This is a genomic window from uncultured Nocardioides sp., assembly GCF_947488025.1.
In the GTDB taxonomy this organism is placed as follows: Bacteria; Actinomycetota; Actinomycetes; order Propionibacteriales; family Nocardioidaceae; genus Nocardioides.
Map to the genome: position 1 here is coordinate 48,183 of NZ_CANKYS010000012.1, position 13,975 is coordinate 62,157.

At 74.8% G+C, this 13,975-nt stretch carries 12 protein-coding genes; 3 read left to right on the forward strand and 9 right to left on the reverse strand.

Annotation, left to right across the window (positions count from 1 at the left end):
- The first annotated feature begins 22 nt into the window (after positions 1-22).
- The 3 genes from Q1B24_RS17710 to Q1B24_RS17720 all read left to right on the forward strand — a co-directional run bounded on the left by Q1B24_RS17710 (position 23) and on the right by Q1B24_RS17720 (position 2,248).
- Entirely contained in the window at positions 23-811 is a 789-nt protein-coding gene (locus tag Q1B24_RS17710) for a hypothetical protein (RefSeq protein ID WP_299931337.1), read from the forward strand.
- A 133-nt stretch (positions 812-944) separates the two neighbouring features.
- On the forward strand, positions 945-1,244 hold the full coding sequence (locus Q1B24_RS17715) for a hypothetical protein (protein ID WP_299931338.1): 300 nt from the start codon (positions 945-947) through the stop codon (positions 1,242-1,244).
- Complete coding sequence (locus Q1B24_RS17720) at positions 1,241-2,248, forward strand: hypothetical protein (RefSeq protein WP_299931339.1); 1,008 nt, start codon at positions 1,241-1,243, stop codon at positions 2,246-2,248. The genes Q1B24_RS17715 and Q1B24_RS17720 overlap by 4 nt, the downstream gene beginning before the upstream one ends.
- Before the next feature lie 11 nt (positions 2,249-2,259).
- On the opposite strand, the gene Q1B24_RS17725 is transcribed toward Q1B24_RS17720, so the two are convergent.
- The 9 genes from Q1B24_RS17725 to Q1B24_RS17765 form a co-directional block, all read right to left on the reverse strand.
- Complete coding sequence (locus Q1B24_RS17725) at positions 2,260-3,552, reverse strand: MFS transporter (RefSeq protein WP_299931340.1); 1,293 nt, start codon at positions 3,550-3,552, stop codon at positions 2,260-2,262.
- 45 nt (positions 3,553-3,597) lie between these two features.
- On the reverse strand, positions 3,598-4,500 hold the full coding sequence (locus Q1B24_RS17730; protein ID WP_299931341.1) for a sucrase ferredoxin: 903 nt from the start codon (positions 4,498-4,500) through the stop codon (positions 3,598-3,600).
- Entirely contained in the window at positions 4,497-5,513 is a 1,017-nt protein-coding gene (locus tag Q1B24_RS17735; protein WP_366916535.1) for a cupin domain-containing protein, read from the reverse strand. Before Q1B24_RS17735 ends, Q1B24_RS17730 begins: the two co-directional genes overlap by 4 nt.
- Positions 5,514-5,614: 101 nt before the next feature.
- Positions 5,615-5,875, reverse strand: coding sequence for a hypothetical protein (locus Q1B24_RS17740; RefSeq protein ID WP_299931342.1), 261 nt, complete (start codon positions 5,873-5,875; stop codon positions 5,615-5,617).
- 97 nt (positions 5,876-5,972) lie between these two features.
- Positions 5,973-6,743, reverse strand: a complete 771-nt coding sequence (locus Q1B24_RS17745; protein WP_299931343.1) for a sucrase ferredoxin — start codon at positions 6,741-6,743, stop codon at positions 5,973-5,975.
- A 45-nt stretch (positions 6,744-6,788) separates the two neighbouring features.
- Positions 6,789-9,704 (reverse strand): helix-turn-helix transcriptional regulator, encoded by a 2,916-nt coding sequence (locus Q1B24_RS17750; protein WP_299931344.1) that lies wholly within the window; start codon positions 9,702-9,704, stop codon positions 6,789-6,791.
- 430 nt (positions 9,705-10,134) lie between these two features.
- Positions 10,135-11,325 carry an imidazolonepropionase gene (gene hutI, locus Q1B24_RS17755; RefSeq protein ID WP_299931345.1) on the reverse strand — a complete coding sequence of 397 codons (1,191 nt, stop codon included), beginning with the start codon at positions 11,323-11,325 and terminating at the stop codon, positions 10,135-10,137.
- On the reverse strand, positions 11,322-12,638 hold the full coding sequence (locus Q1B24_RS17760) for a formimidoylglutamate deiminase (RefSeq protein ID WP_299931346.1): 1,317 nt from the start codon (positions 12,636-12,638) through the stop codon (positions 11,322-11,324). Before Q1B24_RS17760 ends, hutI begins: the two co-directional genes overlap by 4 nt.
- Before the next feature lie 61 nt (positions 12,639-12,699).
- The gene (locus Q1B24_RS17765; protein WP_299931347.1) at positions 12,700-13,917 is read right to left on the reverse strand and encodes an allantoate amidohydrolase; all 1,218 of its coding nucleotides are present in this window, start codon (positions 13,915-13,917) and stop codon (positions 12,700-12,702) included.
- Positions 13,918-13,975: the final 58 nt, after the last annotated feature.

Genomic DNA, 13,975 nt, shown 5'->3' on the forward strand with positions numbered 1-13,975 from the left:
CTCGTCGGACAGGATAGGGGCCATGCAGTCACCGTTGCGACACGGCAGGGCCGCCATCGGCACGACCCTCGCCGGCGGCGCGCTCGCCGCGCTCTCCCAGGCCCCCGAACGCGCCTCCCGCCTGCTGCGGCACCGCTACCCGACGGTCGCCGTCACCGGCATGACCGGCGTCGGCAAGACCCGCCTGGCCGACCGGCTCTCGAAGCGGGCCAGCGCGGAGTCGGCGGCCGGACCCGACGTGGGCTCGGCCGTCATGGAGCGCCGTACGCGTCGCAACGCACGGCTGCGCGGCTACCGCTTCCGCGTCGTCCCGGGCGAGAACGCCGCCACCCGGCTCGGCGCGCTCGACGAGGTCTTCCACGACGAGCCCGTCGACGGGGTGCTGCACGTCGTGGCCTGGGGCCACGCCACCCCCCGCCGCACGGGCGGCACCACCGGGACGGCGCTCGCCACCCGCGAGGAGCAGCTGGCCGCCGAGCTCGAGGACTGGTCGATCACGGCGCACCGGATCGCGAGCATGGCGGTACGCCGCGACCGGCCGACGTGGCTGGTCGTCGCGGTCACCAAGGCCGACCTCTTCGCCGACGACGTCGACGCCGCGGTGCACTACTACTCCCCCGGCAGCGGTACGCCGTTCGGCGACAAGCTGGACGAGCTGCGTGCGCTCGCCGGCGGCGCCAAGCTCTCCATCGACGTGCTGCCCGTGTGCGCCCGCGGGGGCGACAAGCGCTCCGCGATGCCCGAGAAGGCGTGCAACGACCTGCTCGGCCGGCTCGAGCTGCGGATGGCGCAGCTCAGCGGCCACGTCTGAGCCCGCTCGCTGCGGGTCGGAGCGGTGCGTCGGGGCGGTGGGTCGGGGCGTGCCGGTCCAGACCGGATGACCGCGTAGTTCACAGTTCCACGACTTCTGGTTTCGACGCCGTCCATCGGGGCAGAAGAGCGGGATGAGGCCGATCGCGATCAACCAGCGGGCGCTGCGGGGCGCCAAGGAGGAGCTCGACTCCGCCCGCGAGGACCTGCGGTCCGCGCTCGGCGACATCGAGCATCCCGCCGACGACTTCCCCTGGCGCGACCTGCTGGTCGAGGGGGTCCGCAGCCTGATGGACGACGCCGAGCAGGTCGCGAAGAGGTGCCGCACCCTCGCCGGCGCCATCGACGACTCGATCATCGACTTCGACGAGCTCGACTCCATGGTCGGCGAGGCCGCGACGGTCGCCGCGCAGCTCGACCGGGTGACGCCATGACGCGGGTCGCCGTCGACCGGATCGAGACCCAGCAGGACACGCTCCGGTTCGGTGACCCGATCGGCTGCCACTACCACTGGCTCGAGCCCGGCAAGGTCGACTCCTACGGCGACTCGGTGCGCCGGATCGCGGGCAAGGTCGAGCTCGCCGTCGACGCCTTCGAGCGCACCGCCACGCTGCCGGAGGACGTCTTCGCCGGCGAGGCCGCCGACACGCTGCGCGAGCGGGCCGGCCGCCGCCGGGAGGAGTCGGCGAGCGTCCGCGACGGCCTCCGCGGCCTCGGCCGGGCGATCAACGCCTACTCCGAGGTCCTGCGGCGTCACCGCGAGGGCCTCGAGCAGCTGCGCGACCTGGCCGTGACCCGGGGCCTCGAGGTCCGCGACAACCGCATCTGGCCGCCCGTCGAGACGCTGCCCGGTGACGCCACCCAGAAGCAGGCCGACGCGTGGGAGGCCGGCTGGAAGGCCTACCAGGCGTGCTTCGAGACCAAGCTCGAGCTGCGTGACGCCCGCCGGGCCGCGACCCGCGAGCTCGTCACGGCCCTCGCCGAGCACGCCGGCGTCCACCCCGACCAGGACCGCGCCGGGCTCGTCCCGGCCGGTGCCCACCAGGTGAGCTTCGGCGAGCTCAGACGCGAGGCCGCCGAGGAGGCGCTCGATGCCGTGCAGGCAGGTGACACCTCCGAGTCGGCCCGCGGCACCGTCGACGCGCTCAGGCGCCGCGAGCAGACCGCGCTCGGCCGGCTCGAGGAGCTCGTGCTCGCCGAGGCCCCGCCCGAGGAGATCGCGGCCCAGGCCGCCAAGGTGCAGACGCTGCACCGCGAGCTCACCGACGCGAGGCTCGACCTGCGCGAGGCCGAGGCCGTCGCCGGGCGCGAGCAGGCGCAGGCCGACCGCGCCGCCCGCGACCTGCAGGACGCCGAGGCGGGACGCCCCCGACTGGTCGTCGAGCGCCCCGACCTGCAGCCCGACCGTCCGACCGACCTCCGCGACCGCCTCGGCTGAGGAGGGGTCGGCTAGGCGGACGTCGGCCCTGCTGCCCGCCGCTCGCGCTCGGCGACGGCGTGGGCGTCGGTGCGCGAGTCGTAGGACCAGAAGTCCCGCAGCGCAGCCGCAGTGAGCAACACACCGCCGACGCATGCCACGCCACCGCTGACGATCGCGCCTCGCACCGACCACGCGTCCGCCACGAACCCGGCGCGGGCCTCACCGACCATCGGCCCGACCGAGTAGGACAGCATCTCGATGCCGGCCAAGCGCCCGCGCATGGTGTCGGGGATCGTCTGGTTCCACACCGTCGACCTGAAGACCGCCGACACCATGTCGGCCGCGCCGGACAGCGCCAGGAACAGGCACGCCAGCCAGAACGACGGCATCAGCCCGGCCAGCGCGATGCAGGCGCCGTAGAGGCTGGCGGCGATCACGATCGCACGGCCGTGGTGGTGCACCCGGCCGACCCAGCCGCTGAGCGCGGTCGCGACGAGGGCACCCACCGTCTCGGCCGAGTAGAGCACTCCCAGCAGCTCGGGGCGGTCGAAGACCTCGTGCGCGAGGGCCGGGAACAGCACGACCGGGATGGCCAGCATCATCGCCGCGATGTCGACGAGGTAGGTGCCGAGCAGGTCGCGGCGGCGCACCGCGTACGTGAGGCCCTCGTGGATCCCGCGCAGGCTGGGCGGGGTGGTCTCACCGTCGTGCGGGTAGGGCCGCATCGCCGCGAACAGCAGTGTGGCGACCGAGTAGCCGACCAAGCCGGCGACGAAGCACCAACCGACGCCGACGTAGGCCACCAGCAGGCCGCCGACGAGCGGGCCGAGGAGGACGCCGAACTGCATCGCGAAGCTGCTCAACGCGTTGGCGGCGGCGATCTGGTCGTGCCGCACGGTGCGCGGTTCCAGCGCCTCGCGTGACGGGCGCTGCATCGAGCTCACCGCGGCGTAGAGCGCGGCGATGACGAAGATGAGCCACACCCTCGGCTGGGCGGAGAAGGCGTTCCAGGCGAAGGCACCCATCAGGGCGACCTGGGCGACCCCGGTGGCGACGAGCAGGCGACGCCGGTCGACGTGGTCGGCCAGCGCACCGCCGTACAGGCCGAAGACGACGAGCGGTCCGAGCTCGACGAGCCCGACCAGGCCGACCATGAGGTTGGAACCGGTGAGGTCGTAGATCGCGAACGGTACGGCGACGTAGGCCACCATGCTGCCGAGGTAGAACACGCTGCCGGCAGTGAAGAGCAGGCGGAAGTCACGCGACTCCCGCAGCGGGGTCACGTCCATCCGCATCGCGCGGAACCGGTCGGTCCAGGTCACGAGCGCCCAGTCTCCCACCCGCGGCCGGCCTGCGCGCGCGGGTTTTCAGGAGGCCCCGCGGACCTCGATCACCTCGTGTCGCGGCACCGCGCTGTCGCGCACGGCGGAGCAGGTCAGCCGGTGCAGGTCGGCGCCGAGCACCCGGCGTACGACGACGTCGACCTCCCCGTGACCGACCACCGCGAACCGGGCGGTGGTGAGGTCGTCGGCGACCTGCACGACGCCGGGACGTAGGTCGTCCAGCCCGAGGAGTCCGTGCTCCCTGCGCAGCGCGACGTCGGCGGCCTGGACGGCCATCGGCAGGTCGGAGCGACCGCGGAAGAACTCGAGGAGCACCTCGCCCCTGGCCGTCGCGGCGGCGACCTCGTGGGCGGAGTCCGGGTCGAGCCCGCCGTAGTAGAGCCCGCGAGGCAGCACCACGAGGTTCCCGGCGAAGCGGTCGCCACCGACGTGGGAGGTCTCCCACACGGCGGCGGCCTGCGGCCCGTCCGCCAGGGCGGAGGCGACCGGACGCCCGAGCTCGGCGCAGCAGGCGTCGTGGCGCCCGTGGGTGCAGACGGCGAGGACCGGGTCACCCTGCGGCTCGAGACCGACGGACCGGCCGGCGCCGAGGGCCGCCAGGTCGACGTCGCGCACGTCGTCGATCCGGTCGAGGTCGGCGCCCTCGGCCCACGAGGCCGGCCCGGCCGCCCGGGCGGCGACGACGCGGGTCGGCCCGGCGCCGGCGCGGCGGCCCGGCCTGCGGACGAGCAGCACCCGGACCCGGTGCCGGCGCGCCTGCTCCTGCAGGTGGGCACCGAGGCCGTCGGGCAGCCGGGCGTCGCGCAGCGCGTCCACGCCCCACGGCCCGAGGTGCTCCAGCAGCAGGAAGCTGCGCACGGTCGAGGCGGTGCCGGCCAGCTCGTCGCCACGGGCCCGACTGGCCGCCGCGCAGCGGAAGGCGGTCACCGGACGACCTCGAGCAGGCCCTCCCGCACCAACCGTCGGCACAGGACCAGCGCGCTCTGCTCGTCGACCGGGAGGTCACGCGGCGCGAGATCGGCGTGCGCGGCGACGTGCTCGAGCGCCGGGCGGACCCGCGCGGGCACCCGCAGGACGCGGTCGCCGATCATCACGCGGACCGCGTCACCGTCGTCGACGAGCACGCACGGGTGCCCGCGGCGGCGCCGCAGTCGCGTGTGGGGGTCGAGCCCGCCGGCCAGGGCGTGGCGGTCGAGAAGGGTGCCCGCCAGCCGCGGCGGGCGTCCGCTGACGAAGCCCTCGGCCTGGCTCGCCGCGAGCGCGGCGGGGTCGAGGCGGCGTACGGCGTCGGCGACCGCGGCGAGGTGGTCGGCGAGGCCTTCGGTGAGCCGGCCCGGGTCGTCGAGGTAGCCCGCGGGCACGTGGTCGTCGGGCACGTCGGCGAGCAGGCGGCCGACCTCGCGCGTGACCAGGCTGCGCCACGTCAGCTGGTTGATGCCGATGGTGAGGTGCAGCGACACCGACTCCTGCGCGCGGGCGGCGTGGGGAGTGCCGGTCGGCAGGTAGGCCACGACGCCGGGCTCCAGCAGCAGGTCGCCCGGACCGCCCTCGCCGTGCACCTCCCACATCTTCGTGCCGTGGGTCTGCATCACGAACACGTCGTGGGAGTCGGAGTGGACCGCGAAGCCCTGGGCGCCCGGCGGGGTGAGGTAGGCGTTCGCCTGGCAGGGGTGGCCGAGCTCGAGCTCGAGCTCGGCGACGAGGTCACCGACGGGCGAGAAGTAGCGCTGCAGCCCCTGCAGCACGATCGTGGCGCCCTCGTCGTGCAGGCGCATCAACCGGACCGGGTCGACCAGCCCGGTGAGCGGCTTGCCGGCGAGGCTGCCGCCGCGGGTGAAGGCGGACTCGGGCAGCACGGAGCCGTTGCGGGCCACACGGACCGCCGGGGCGCGGATCGCGGTCTCGGTGAGCAGGTGGTCGACGTCGGCCAGCGACAGCACCTCGGCGCCGTACGACGGGTCGGTGCGGTGGACGTGGACCGACGACGCCCAGACCTTGTCGAGGAAGGTCTGGGCGTCACCGGTGAGGCGGTCGAGAGCGCTCAGAGCGAAGACCCGTCGGTGCCGTCGGCGTCGGTGGAGTCACCGTCGGTCGCGTCGGTCGAGTCGCCGTCCGTCGCGTCCGCGTCGGTGCCGTCGGCGTCGGTGGAGTCGCCGTCGGTCGCGTCGGTCGAGTCGCCGTCCGTCGCATCGGCGTCGGTGCCGTCGGCGTCCGTGGTGGGTCCGGCCGCGACCCCGGTCGGGTCGACGCCCTCGGTGGTCATCTCGTCGTCGCCGAGGGGGTTGTCAGGAGTCGTCGTCATGGATCCTCCTACTCGCGCCGCGACGGACGGTCCGCCCCGGATCTGCGTCGAGTCTGGTGATGGCGAGCTCCACGGTCCCACACCCCTGGGGACGGGGTCAGCCCTCGACGGGTCGCGTCGCGCGGACCTCGAAACGGGTGGTCGCCTTGACCTTGTCGTCACCGCAGGACTGCCGCCGTCCCGGGCCGGGGACCGCGACGACCTCGTCGGCGAGGTCCCCGCCCGCCAGGACGTGCAGCTCGTGGGCCTGCTGCACCGCGGGCCGGCCCGCGCGGCCGCGGGTCCACGGCAGCGGGACCTCCCCCCGCGTGAGCGCCGTGCAGGCCTCGACGGCGGCGTCGGGGTCGAGCCGGCCCAGGGTGATCCCGGTGGGCAGGGCCAGGAGGGTGCCGGAGAACCGGTGCCCGCCGAGGTGGGTGGTCTCCCAGGTCCCGTCGGGCCACGTCTGCGCGAGCCGTCCGGCGATCGGACGGCCGATCTCGGCGCAGCAGCGGTCGCGCTTGCCGTTGGTGCACACCAGCCAGAGCGGGTCGTCGTACGACGGCAGTGCGGCGAGGTCGAGGTCCAGGAGGTCCTCGACCCGGTCGAGGACGGTGGCGCGGACGTCGTAGCCCGTCGCGGTGGCGCGGGCGTGGAACACGTGGGTGCCGGGACCGCTGCTGCCGTCGGGTCGGCGGAGCAGGAAGACCTTCAGGTCCACCGATCCGAGGTGGTCGCGCACCGCCTCGGGCAGGCGGTTGTCGCTGATCGCGTCACGTCCCCACGGTCCGGGGCTCTCCACCAGCAGGAGCTCGGGGTCGGTCGGGGCCGTGCCGCCCATCGGCTCGTCGTCGACGAGGCTGGCGATGGAGCACCGGAAGTCAGGCATGGCGAGAAGTGTGGCCGACGGGGCCGCACCGTCCCCGGGCGGGACTCAGAGCAGTCCGCGCCGGCGTGCGACCGCGGCCGCCTCGGTGCGTGAGGCGGCGTCCAGCTTGGCCAGGATGTTGGAGACGTGGACCGACACGGTCTTGGTGCTGATGAAGAGCTGCTTGCCGATCTCGCCGTTGGAGCGGCCCTCCGCGACCAGGGCGAGGATCTCCGCCTCGCGCGGGGTGAGCGTCGCCGGGTGGGCGGAGGTGGCGGGCACGGGCGCGGAGCCCTGGGCGGTGAGCTCGTCGAGCATCGGCCGCGCACCGAGCTCCCGCGCCGCCTCGCGCGCCTGGTCGGCAACGGTCCTGGCGCCGGTGGTGTCGCCGACGGCGCGCAGCACGCCGGCGAGCCGGACGCGGGTCTGGGCGACCTCCGGGACGCTGGCGTAGGCGACGGCGGCCTCCTCGGCGGCGCGCCAGGACGAGACGAGCTCGTCGGCCGAGGGCGGGTCGACCTGCGCGAGCCAGCGCCAGCGGAGGTGCTCGGCGGCGCGACGGGCCACCCACATGCGGTACTCGGGGCCGTGGCTGCCGTCGTAGGGCGCGTAGAAGTCGATGACCCGGCCGCCGTCGGAGACCAGCCGCTCGACGTCGTGGGCCGCCGACCCGCGCTCGTCGGCCGACTGGTGCGCAGCCGCGGCGGCGAACGCGGCGATCGTGAGGGTCGCGAGGCGCAGCCGCGCCTGGAACCACTCGTGCCACAGCGGCACGACCACCGCGACCAGGTCGTCGTACGCCGACAGCGCGAGCGCCGCGTCACCGGCGGCGGCCGCGCGCATGATCTCCGCGCCGCCGGAGGAGATGGCGGTCAGGCCGTCGGTGCCCCAGTGGTCGCGGAGGCGCTCGAGGGCCGCCTGCTTGGGCTCGCCCCGGATGCCGATCGTGATGAACATCTGGTGGGCGAAGTAGAGCCACTCGAAGACCATGGGCGGGTTCTGCCCGCTGACGTCGAGGAGGTGCCACGCCTCGTCGAGCCGGCCCTGGTGGGTGAGCGCGACCGCCAGCAGCAACCGGGCCTCGGCGGGGTAGGGCGACCAGGTCAGCCCGCCGACCTCGCTGCGCGCGATCACCTCGCGGTAGACCGCCACGGCCGTGTCGAGGTCGCCCTCGTCGTGGTGGTGCCGACCGAGCAGGTAGAGCGCGCGGAGCTCGGGCTCGATGAGCCCGGCCCGCCGGGCCCGCTCGGCCGCGGCCCGCCAGCCGGCGCTGGGGCTCGCGCCGCCGGCCGGGTCGAGCCCGGCGACGGTGGCGTGCAGCTCGACGGCCAGGCTGGTGAGGTCGTTGCGCTCGGCCAGCTCGAGCGCCTGCAGCGCCACGCTCCGTGCCTCGTCGGCGTGCCACCCGCCCAGGCTCTGGGCGTGCACCAGCAGCGCCCGGGCCAGCAGCTTGGGCGGGCCACCGCGGAGCAGCTCGACGGCCTCCGCCGCGATCTCGCGGGGCGAGTCGGTGGTGTCGGTGAGCAGCAGGGCGGACGCGAGCGCCGTGAGCAGCTGGCCGCGGTCGACGGCCGCACCCTCGGCCGGCAGGGCGGCCAGGCGCGCCCGGAGCACCTTGACCGCCTTGGGCACCCGACCGGAGGCGACCAGCGCCTCCGCGCACCGACGGGCCAGTGCGAAGGCGTCGATGTCGGGCAGCGGCTCGCGGGTGGTGTCGACCAGCTCGAGCGCGTCGAGGAAGTGGGTGGCGGCCTCTGCCGGACCACCCACGGCCAGTGCCTCCTCGCCCGCCTCGATGGACGCGCGGACGGCGACCGGGCGGTCGTCGGCCCGTCGGGCGTGCTGCGCGAGCTCGGCCGCCGTACCGACGGCGCGTCCCTCTCCCAGCGCGGCGACGAAGGCGGCGTGCAGCCGCATCCGCTCCCCTGGCAGCAGGTCGTCGTAGACCGCCTCGCCCAGCAGCGCGTGGCGGAAGGCGTAGGTGCCACCGCGCGAGGCGACCAGGACGTGGGCGTCGACGGCGGTGCGCAGCGCGCCCTCGAGCTCGGCGGAGCCGAGGTCGGACACGGCGGCCAGCAGGCCGTGGCCGACCTGGCGGCCCGCGACCGAGACCAGCCGCACGACACGGCGGGTCGTCTCGTCGAGGCGGTCGAGATGGACGAGCAGCACGTCGGCGAGCTCGCCGGGGACCTGGCCGGACCACGCGGCACCGACGAGCTCCTCGATGAAGAACGGGTTGCCCTCGGCGCGGTCGACGATGGAGACGTACTCCGCCTCGGACAGCGTGGAGGGGTGGAGCGCGCGGACCAGGCGGCGTACGTCGTCGGCGGCGAGCGGCTCGACCTGGAGCCGGTCGACCCCGCGCAGGCGCATCCACTCCGCGACCTGGCGGCGCAGCGGGTGGCGGCGGTGGAGGTCGTCGGAGCGGTAGGACACCACGAGCGCGACGCCGGGGACCGGTCGGGAGAAGAGGAAGCTCAGCATGTCGCGGGTCGACTCGTCGGCCCAGTGGGCGTCCTCCACCACGACGAGGACCGGGGCCTGCTCGGCGACGGCGGCGAGGAGGTGGCCGAACGCGTCGTAGACGTTGCCGCGGTCGAGGGCCTGGTCGCCCGACGCGGTCTCGCTGCTGCGGATCCGACGGCCGGGCTGGAGGCGGGCGAGGGTGGGGTGCACCTCGAGGACGCGGCCCGTGACGTCGGGGTGGTCGGCCATCAGGCGGCCGAGGATCTCGGAGAAGGGGAGGTAGGGCAGCGAGCTGTCGGCGAGGTCGAGGCAGTGGCCGGCGACGACCTGCCAGTCGGCCTCCAGCGCGGTGTCGCACAGGGCCATCAGCAGGCGGGTCTTGCCCACGCCCGCGTCACCGCCGACCAGCACCGCGCGGGCGGCAGCAGGCGCGGACGTGCGAATGCCGAGCTGGGCGGTGAGGTGCTCCAGCTCGGCATCGCGTCCGATGAGATCGGTGGTCCGCAGGGCCGGCACGGACGACATTGTGTCCTGTCGGTCCGACACTGATGGGTCGATCGCGGTACGGGTCACTTCTCGGTGTCGTCGGTGCGGACCCGGGTCCAGCGGCGGTGCCCGTAGTCCTTCCGGATCCTGTCCTGTCGGTAGCTGACCTCGGCGCCCAGGAAGCTGTCGGTGGTGTACATGTCGATCTCCTCTTCTCCTCGGCCCGGTGCGGGCCATGGGAAGAGCGTGCGTCCGTGAGGTGGGCCCCGACATCGGGCGCGTGCCCTATCCCCGGGTGGCCGGCTACCTCAGACGCGGTCCCCGACGGCGTACGGCGCGCGCCTGAGGTAGCGGGCCGGGCGGGGTCGGGCCGGGCGGGGTCGGGCCGGGCGGGGTCGGGCCGGGGTAGTCCAGTGGGTAGTGGCTGCGAACCAGGCGGCGACAGCCAGATCCCACTGGACTACCCCCAGGGGCCGACGACGGGGCGGCCGGCCTGCCAGACCCCGGCGACGAGCGGGACGCCGGGGCGGTAGGCGAGGTGGACGTAGGAGGGAGCCTCGAGCAGGACGAGGTCGGCCATCTTGCCGGGGGCGATCACGCCGACGTCGTCCCGGTCGAGGGCGGCAGCGCCCATGGCGGTCGCGGCGTGCAGGGCCTCGGCAGGACTCATCCGCATCTCGCGGACCGCCAGCGCGATGCACAGCGCCATCGAGGAGGTGAAGCACGAGCCCGGGTTGCAGTCGCTGGCGAGCGCGACGCGTACGCCGGCGTCGAGCAGGCCGCGCGCGTCGGGGTAGGGCTGGCGGGTGGAGAACTCCACCCCCGGCAGCAGCGTCGCGATGGTGCCGCTCGACGCGAGCGCGGACACGTCGGCGTCGGAGAGGTAGGTGCAGTGGTCGACGGCGACGAGACCGAGCTCGCACGCCAGCTGCACACCCCCGCCGTACGTCAGCTGGTTGGCGTGGAGGCGTCCGCGCAGGCCGCTGTCGGACCCCGCCGCCAGGATGGTGCGTGCCTGGTCGACGTCGAAGGCGCCGTCCTCGCAGAACACGTCGATCCACCGGGCGTGCGGCGCCGCGGCCGCGAGCATGGGGCCGGTGACGAGGTCGACGTAGTCCTCGGGGGTGGTCTCCGCGGGGACGACGTGGGCGCCGAGGAAGGTGGTGTCCTCGGTGAACTGGCGGGCCACTGCGAGGCTGCGGGCCTCGTCGTGGACCGACAGCCCGTAACCGCTCTTGATCTCGATGGAGGTGGTGCCCTGGGCCCGCATCTCGGCGACGAGCCTGGCGACGTGCGACGTGAGCTGCTCATCGGTGGCGGCACGGGTCCTCGCGACCGTGGTGCGGATGCCACCGGCCGTGTAGGGCTGGCCGGTCATCCGCGCCTCGAACTCCGCGGATCGGTCGCCGGCGAAGACGAGGTGGCTGTGCGAGTCGACGAAACCGGGGACGACCGCGCGCCCGCCGGCGTCGACCTGCACGTCGGCGTCGGGCGCCTCCGCGGCCGGACCGACCCAGGCGACGCGGGTCCCCTCGACCACGACGGCGGCGTCGTGGACGAGGCCGAGCAGGCCGCCCTGCTCGGCCCGCTCCGGGTCGTTGGTGGTGAGCTCGCCGATGCCGGTGATCACGGTCGAGAGCTGGTGGCTCATCGGCGTTCCTCCCCCCAGGTGCGGGCGATCGCCGACTCCAGCTCGAGCCCGATGTCGTAGCGCTGGCCCTCCTCGACGACCCAGTGGCCGTCGACCATCACCCGCTGCACGTCCTCGGCGGTCGCGGCGAAGACGACCGCGCCCTCGTCACGGCCGGCGCCGGCGGTGCGGGGGCTGGCCGGGTCGACGACCACGAGGTCGGCGCGCTGCCCGACGGCGATGGCACCCGCGTCGTCCCAGCCGAGCGACGCGTGCCCGTCGGTGGTGGCGGCGGTCAGCAGCTCGGCGGCGGTCCAGTGGCCGCGCTGCTGGGTGGCCAGCCGCTCGTCGAGCTCGACGGCGCGCATCTCCTCGAAGAGGTCGATCACCGCGTGGCTGTCGGACCCGAGGGTGAGCCGGGCGCCGGCGTCGTGCAGCCGCCTGCTGGGCCCGATGCCGTCGCCGAGGTCGCGCTCGGTGGTCGGGCAGAAGGACGCATGCGCACGGGACCCGCCGACCAGCGCGATGTCGTCGTCGCTCAGGTGGGTGGCGTGCACCAGCGACGACCTCGGCCCGAGGAGGCCGTGGTCGGCGAGCAGCCGCGTCGGGGTCACGCCGTACGCCTCGAGGCAGGCGGCGTTCTCGGCGACCTGCTCGGAGACGTGGACGTGGAACGGGCGGTCGGCGAGGCGGTCGGCGACGGCTGCCAGGTCGCTGGCGGGGACGGCGCGCACGGAGTGGACCGCCATCCCGGTGACGGCGTGCGGCGCGGGCGCCAGCGCGTCCACGCGGTCGGCCCATGCCTCGACGCTGCCGTCGCTGTAGCGGACCTGCGCACCCTCGGGCGGCACCCCGAAGCCGGAGGAGAGGTAGAGCGTGTCCAGCAGGGTGACCCGGATGCCGGCCTGACGCGCCGCCTCGACCAGCACCTCGCCCATCTCGTTGGGGTCGGCGTAGGGCGTGCCGTCGGGGCGGTGGTGGAGGTAGTGGAACTCCCCGACGCACGTGATCCCGGCCGCCGCCATCTCGCGGTAGGTCGCGGTGGCGAGGGCGAGGTAGGTGTCCGGGTCGAGTCGCGCGGCGACGGCGTACATCTGCTCGCGCCAGGTCCAGAAGGTGCCGCGCTCGCGCTGGGTGCGGCCGCGCAGCGCGCGGTGGAAGGCATGGCTGTGGGTGTTGGCGAGGCCGGGGACGACCAGGCCGCGGACCGGGATGGCGCGCGGCGGGTCGGAGTCGGGCGTGACGGAGGTGAAGCGGTCGTCCTCGACCTCGACCAGCACGTCGTCGAGGAAGCGGTCCCCGATCCAGGCGTGCTCGAGGAGGTACGCCGTCACGCGGGGTCCCTGCGGCGTTGTTGGGAGGAGCGAAGCGGGGGACAAGAACGCCGTGGGGTGCTCATGCTGGCGCACCCGTCAGCTCGGCGAGCACGTCGGCGAGCGCGTCGACGCCGGCCAGGCAGTCGGCGGTCTCGGCGTGCTCATCGGGCGAGTGGGAGACGCCGGTGGGGTTGCGGACGAAGACCATGGCCGTGGGGATGCCGGCGTCGGACAGGATCCCGGCGTCGTGGCCGGCCTGGGTCGGGATGACCGGCCAGTCGCCGAGACCGGCGAGCCGCGCGGCCAGGTCGGGGTCGAAGACGACCGAGCCGGAGACCGACTCCGCGGTGACCTCGAGCGACGTCCCGTCGCGGCCCGCACGGTCGTGCGCCTGCCGCTCGACCGCGTCGACGAGCGCGGCGAGGGCGTCGCCGGACGAGGCCCGCGCGTCGAGCCACGCGGTGACCAGCGAGGGCACGGCGTTGGTGCCGTTGGGCTCGACGGCGATGCGGCCGAAGGTGGCCCGCTGCCCGGCCAGGCGGGCCTGCTTGTTGGCGGCCAGTGCCGTCATCGCGTAGGTGAGCATCGGGTCGCGGCGGTCCTCCATCCGCGTCGAGCCGGCGTGGTTGGCCTGCCCGGCGAAGTCGAAGCGCCACCGCCCGTGCGGCCAGATCTCGCTGGCCAGGCCGACGGCGACGTCGCGGTCGACGAGGTCGCGCCCCTGCTCGACGTGCAGCTCGACGAAGGTGCCCACCCGGTCCAGCGACAGCAGCCCCGCCGACGGGTCGAGACCGGCCCCGGCGACGGCGTCGGCGAGGAACACCCCGTCGCGGTCGCGCAGCTCGCGCGCCTGCTCCCACGTCGTGGCGCCGGTGACCAGCCGAGACCCCAGGCACGCGCGCCCGAACCGCGACCCCTCCTCCTCCACGAAGACGCCGATGCCCAGAGGACGGCCCGGCTCGAAGCCCCGGGCCCGCAGGGTGTCGACGGCGGCGAGCGCGGACGCCACGCCCAGCGGTCCGTCGTACGCCCCGCCGTCGAGGACGGAGTCGAGGTGCGAGCCGGTGAGGACCCCTCGCTCGCCCGTGGCGCTGGCGGGCTCCCACCAGGCGACCTGGTTGCCGATGCCGTCGGTCTCGACGACCAGCCCGCGCGCCGCGCACTCCTCCGCGAACCACGTCCGCAGCTCGGCCTCGGCGGTGGTCCAGGGCTGGCGGAAGTAGCCGCCCGAGGACGCCGAGCGCCCGACCGGCGCGAGGTCGCGCCACATCTGCTCGAAGTCGGTCGTCGGGGCCATGCCAGCAGTCCACCGGGATCGTCGGGCGGGGTCAACGAGCGCGCGTGGCGAGTCGTCT

What these genes read in the sequence shown, in the direction of transcription:
- Q1B24_RS17715 (WP_299931338.1), top strand. Translation starts at nt 945, where the DNA reads ATGAGGCCGATCGCGATCAACCAGCGGGCGCTGCGGGGCGCCAAGGAG.
- Q1B24_RS17710 (WP_299931337.1), top strand. Translation starts at nt 23, where the DNA reads ATGCAGTCACCGTTGCGACACGGCAGGGCCGCCATCGGCACGACCCTC.
- Q1B24_RS17745 (WP_299931343.1), bottom strand. Translation starts at nt 6,743, where the DNA reads ATGCCTGACTTCCGGTGCTCCATCGCCAGCCTCGTCGACGACGAGCCG.
- hutI (WP_299931345.1), bottom strand. Translation starts at nt 11,325, where the DNA reads ATGAGCCACCAGCTCTCGACCGTGATCACCGGCATCGGCGAGCTCACC.
- Q1B24_RS17720 (WP_299931339.1), top strand. Translation starts at nt 1,241, where the DNA reads ATGACGCGGGTCGCCGTCGACCGGATCGAGACCCAGCAGGACACGCTC.
- Q1B24_RS17740 (WP_299931342.1), bottom strand. Translation starts at nt 5,875, where the DNA reads ATGACGACGACTCCTGACAACCCCCTCGGCGACGACGAGATGACCACC.
- Q1B24_RS17765 (WP_299931347.1), bottom strand. Translation starts at nt 13,917, where the DNA reads ATGGCCCCGACGACCGACTTCGAGCAGATGTGGCGCGACCTCGCGCCG.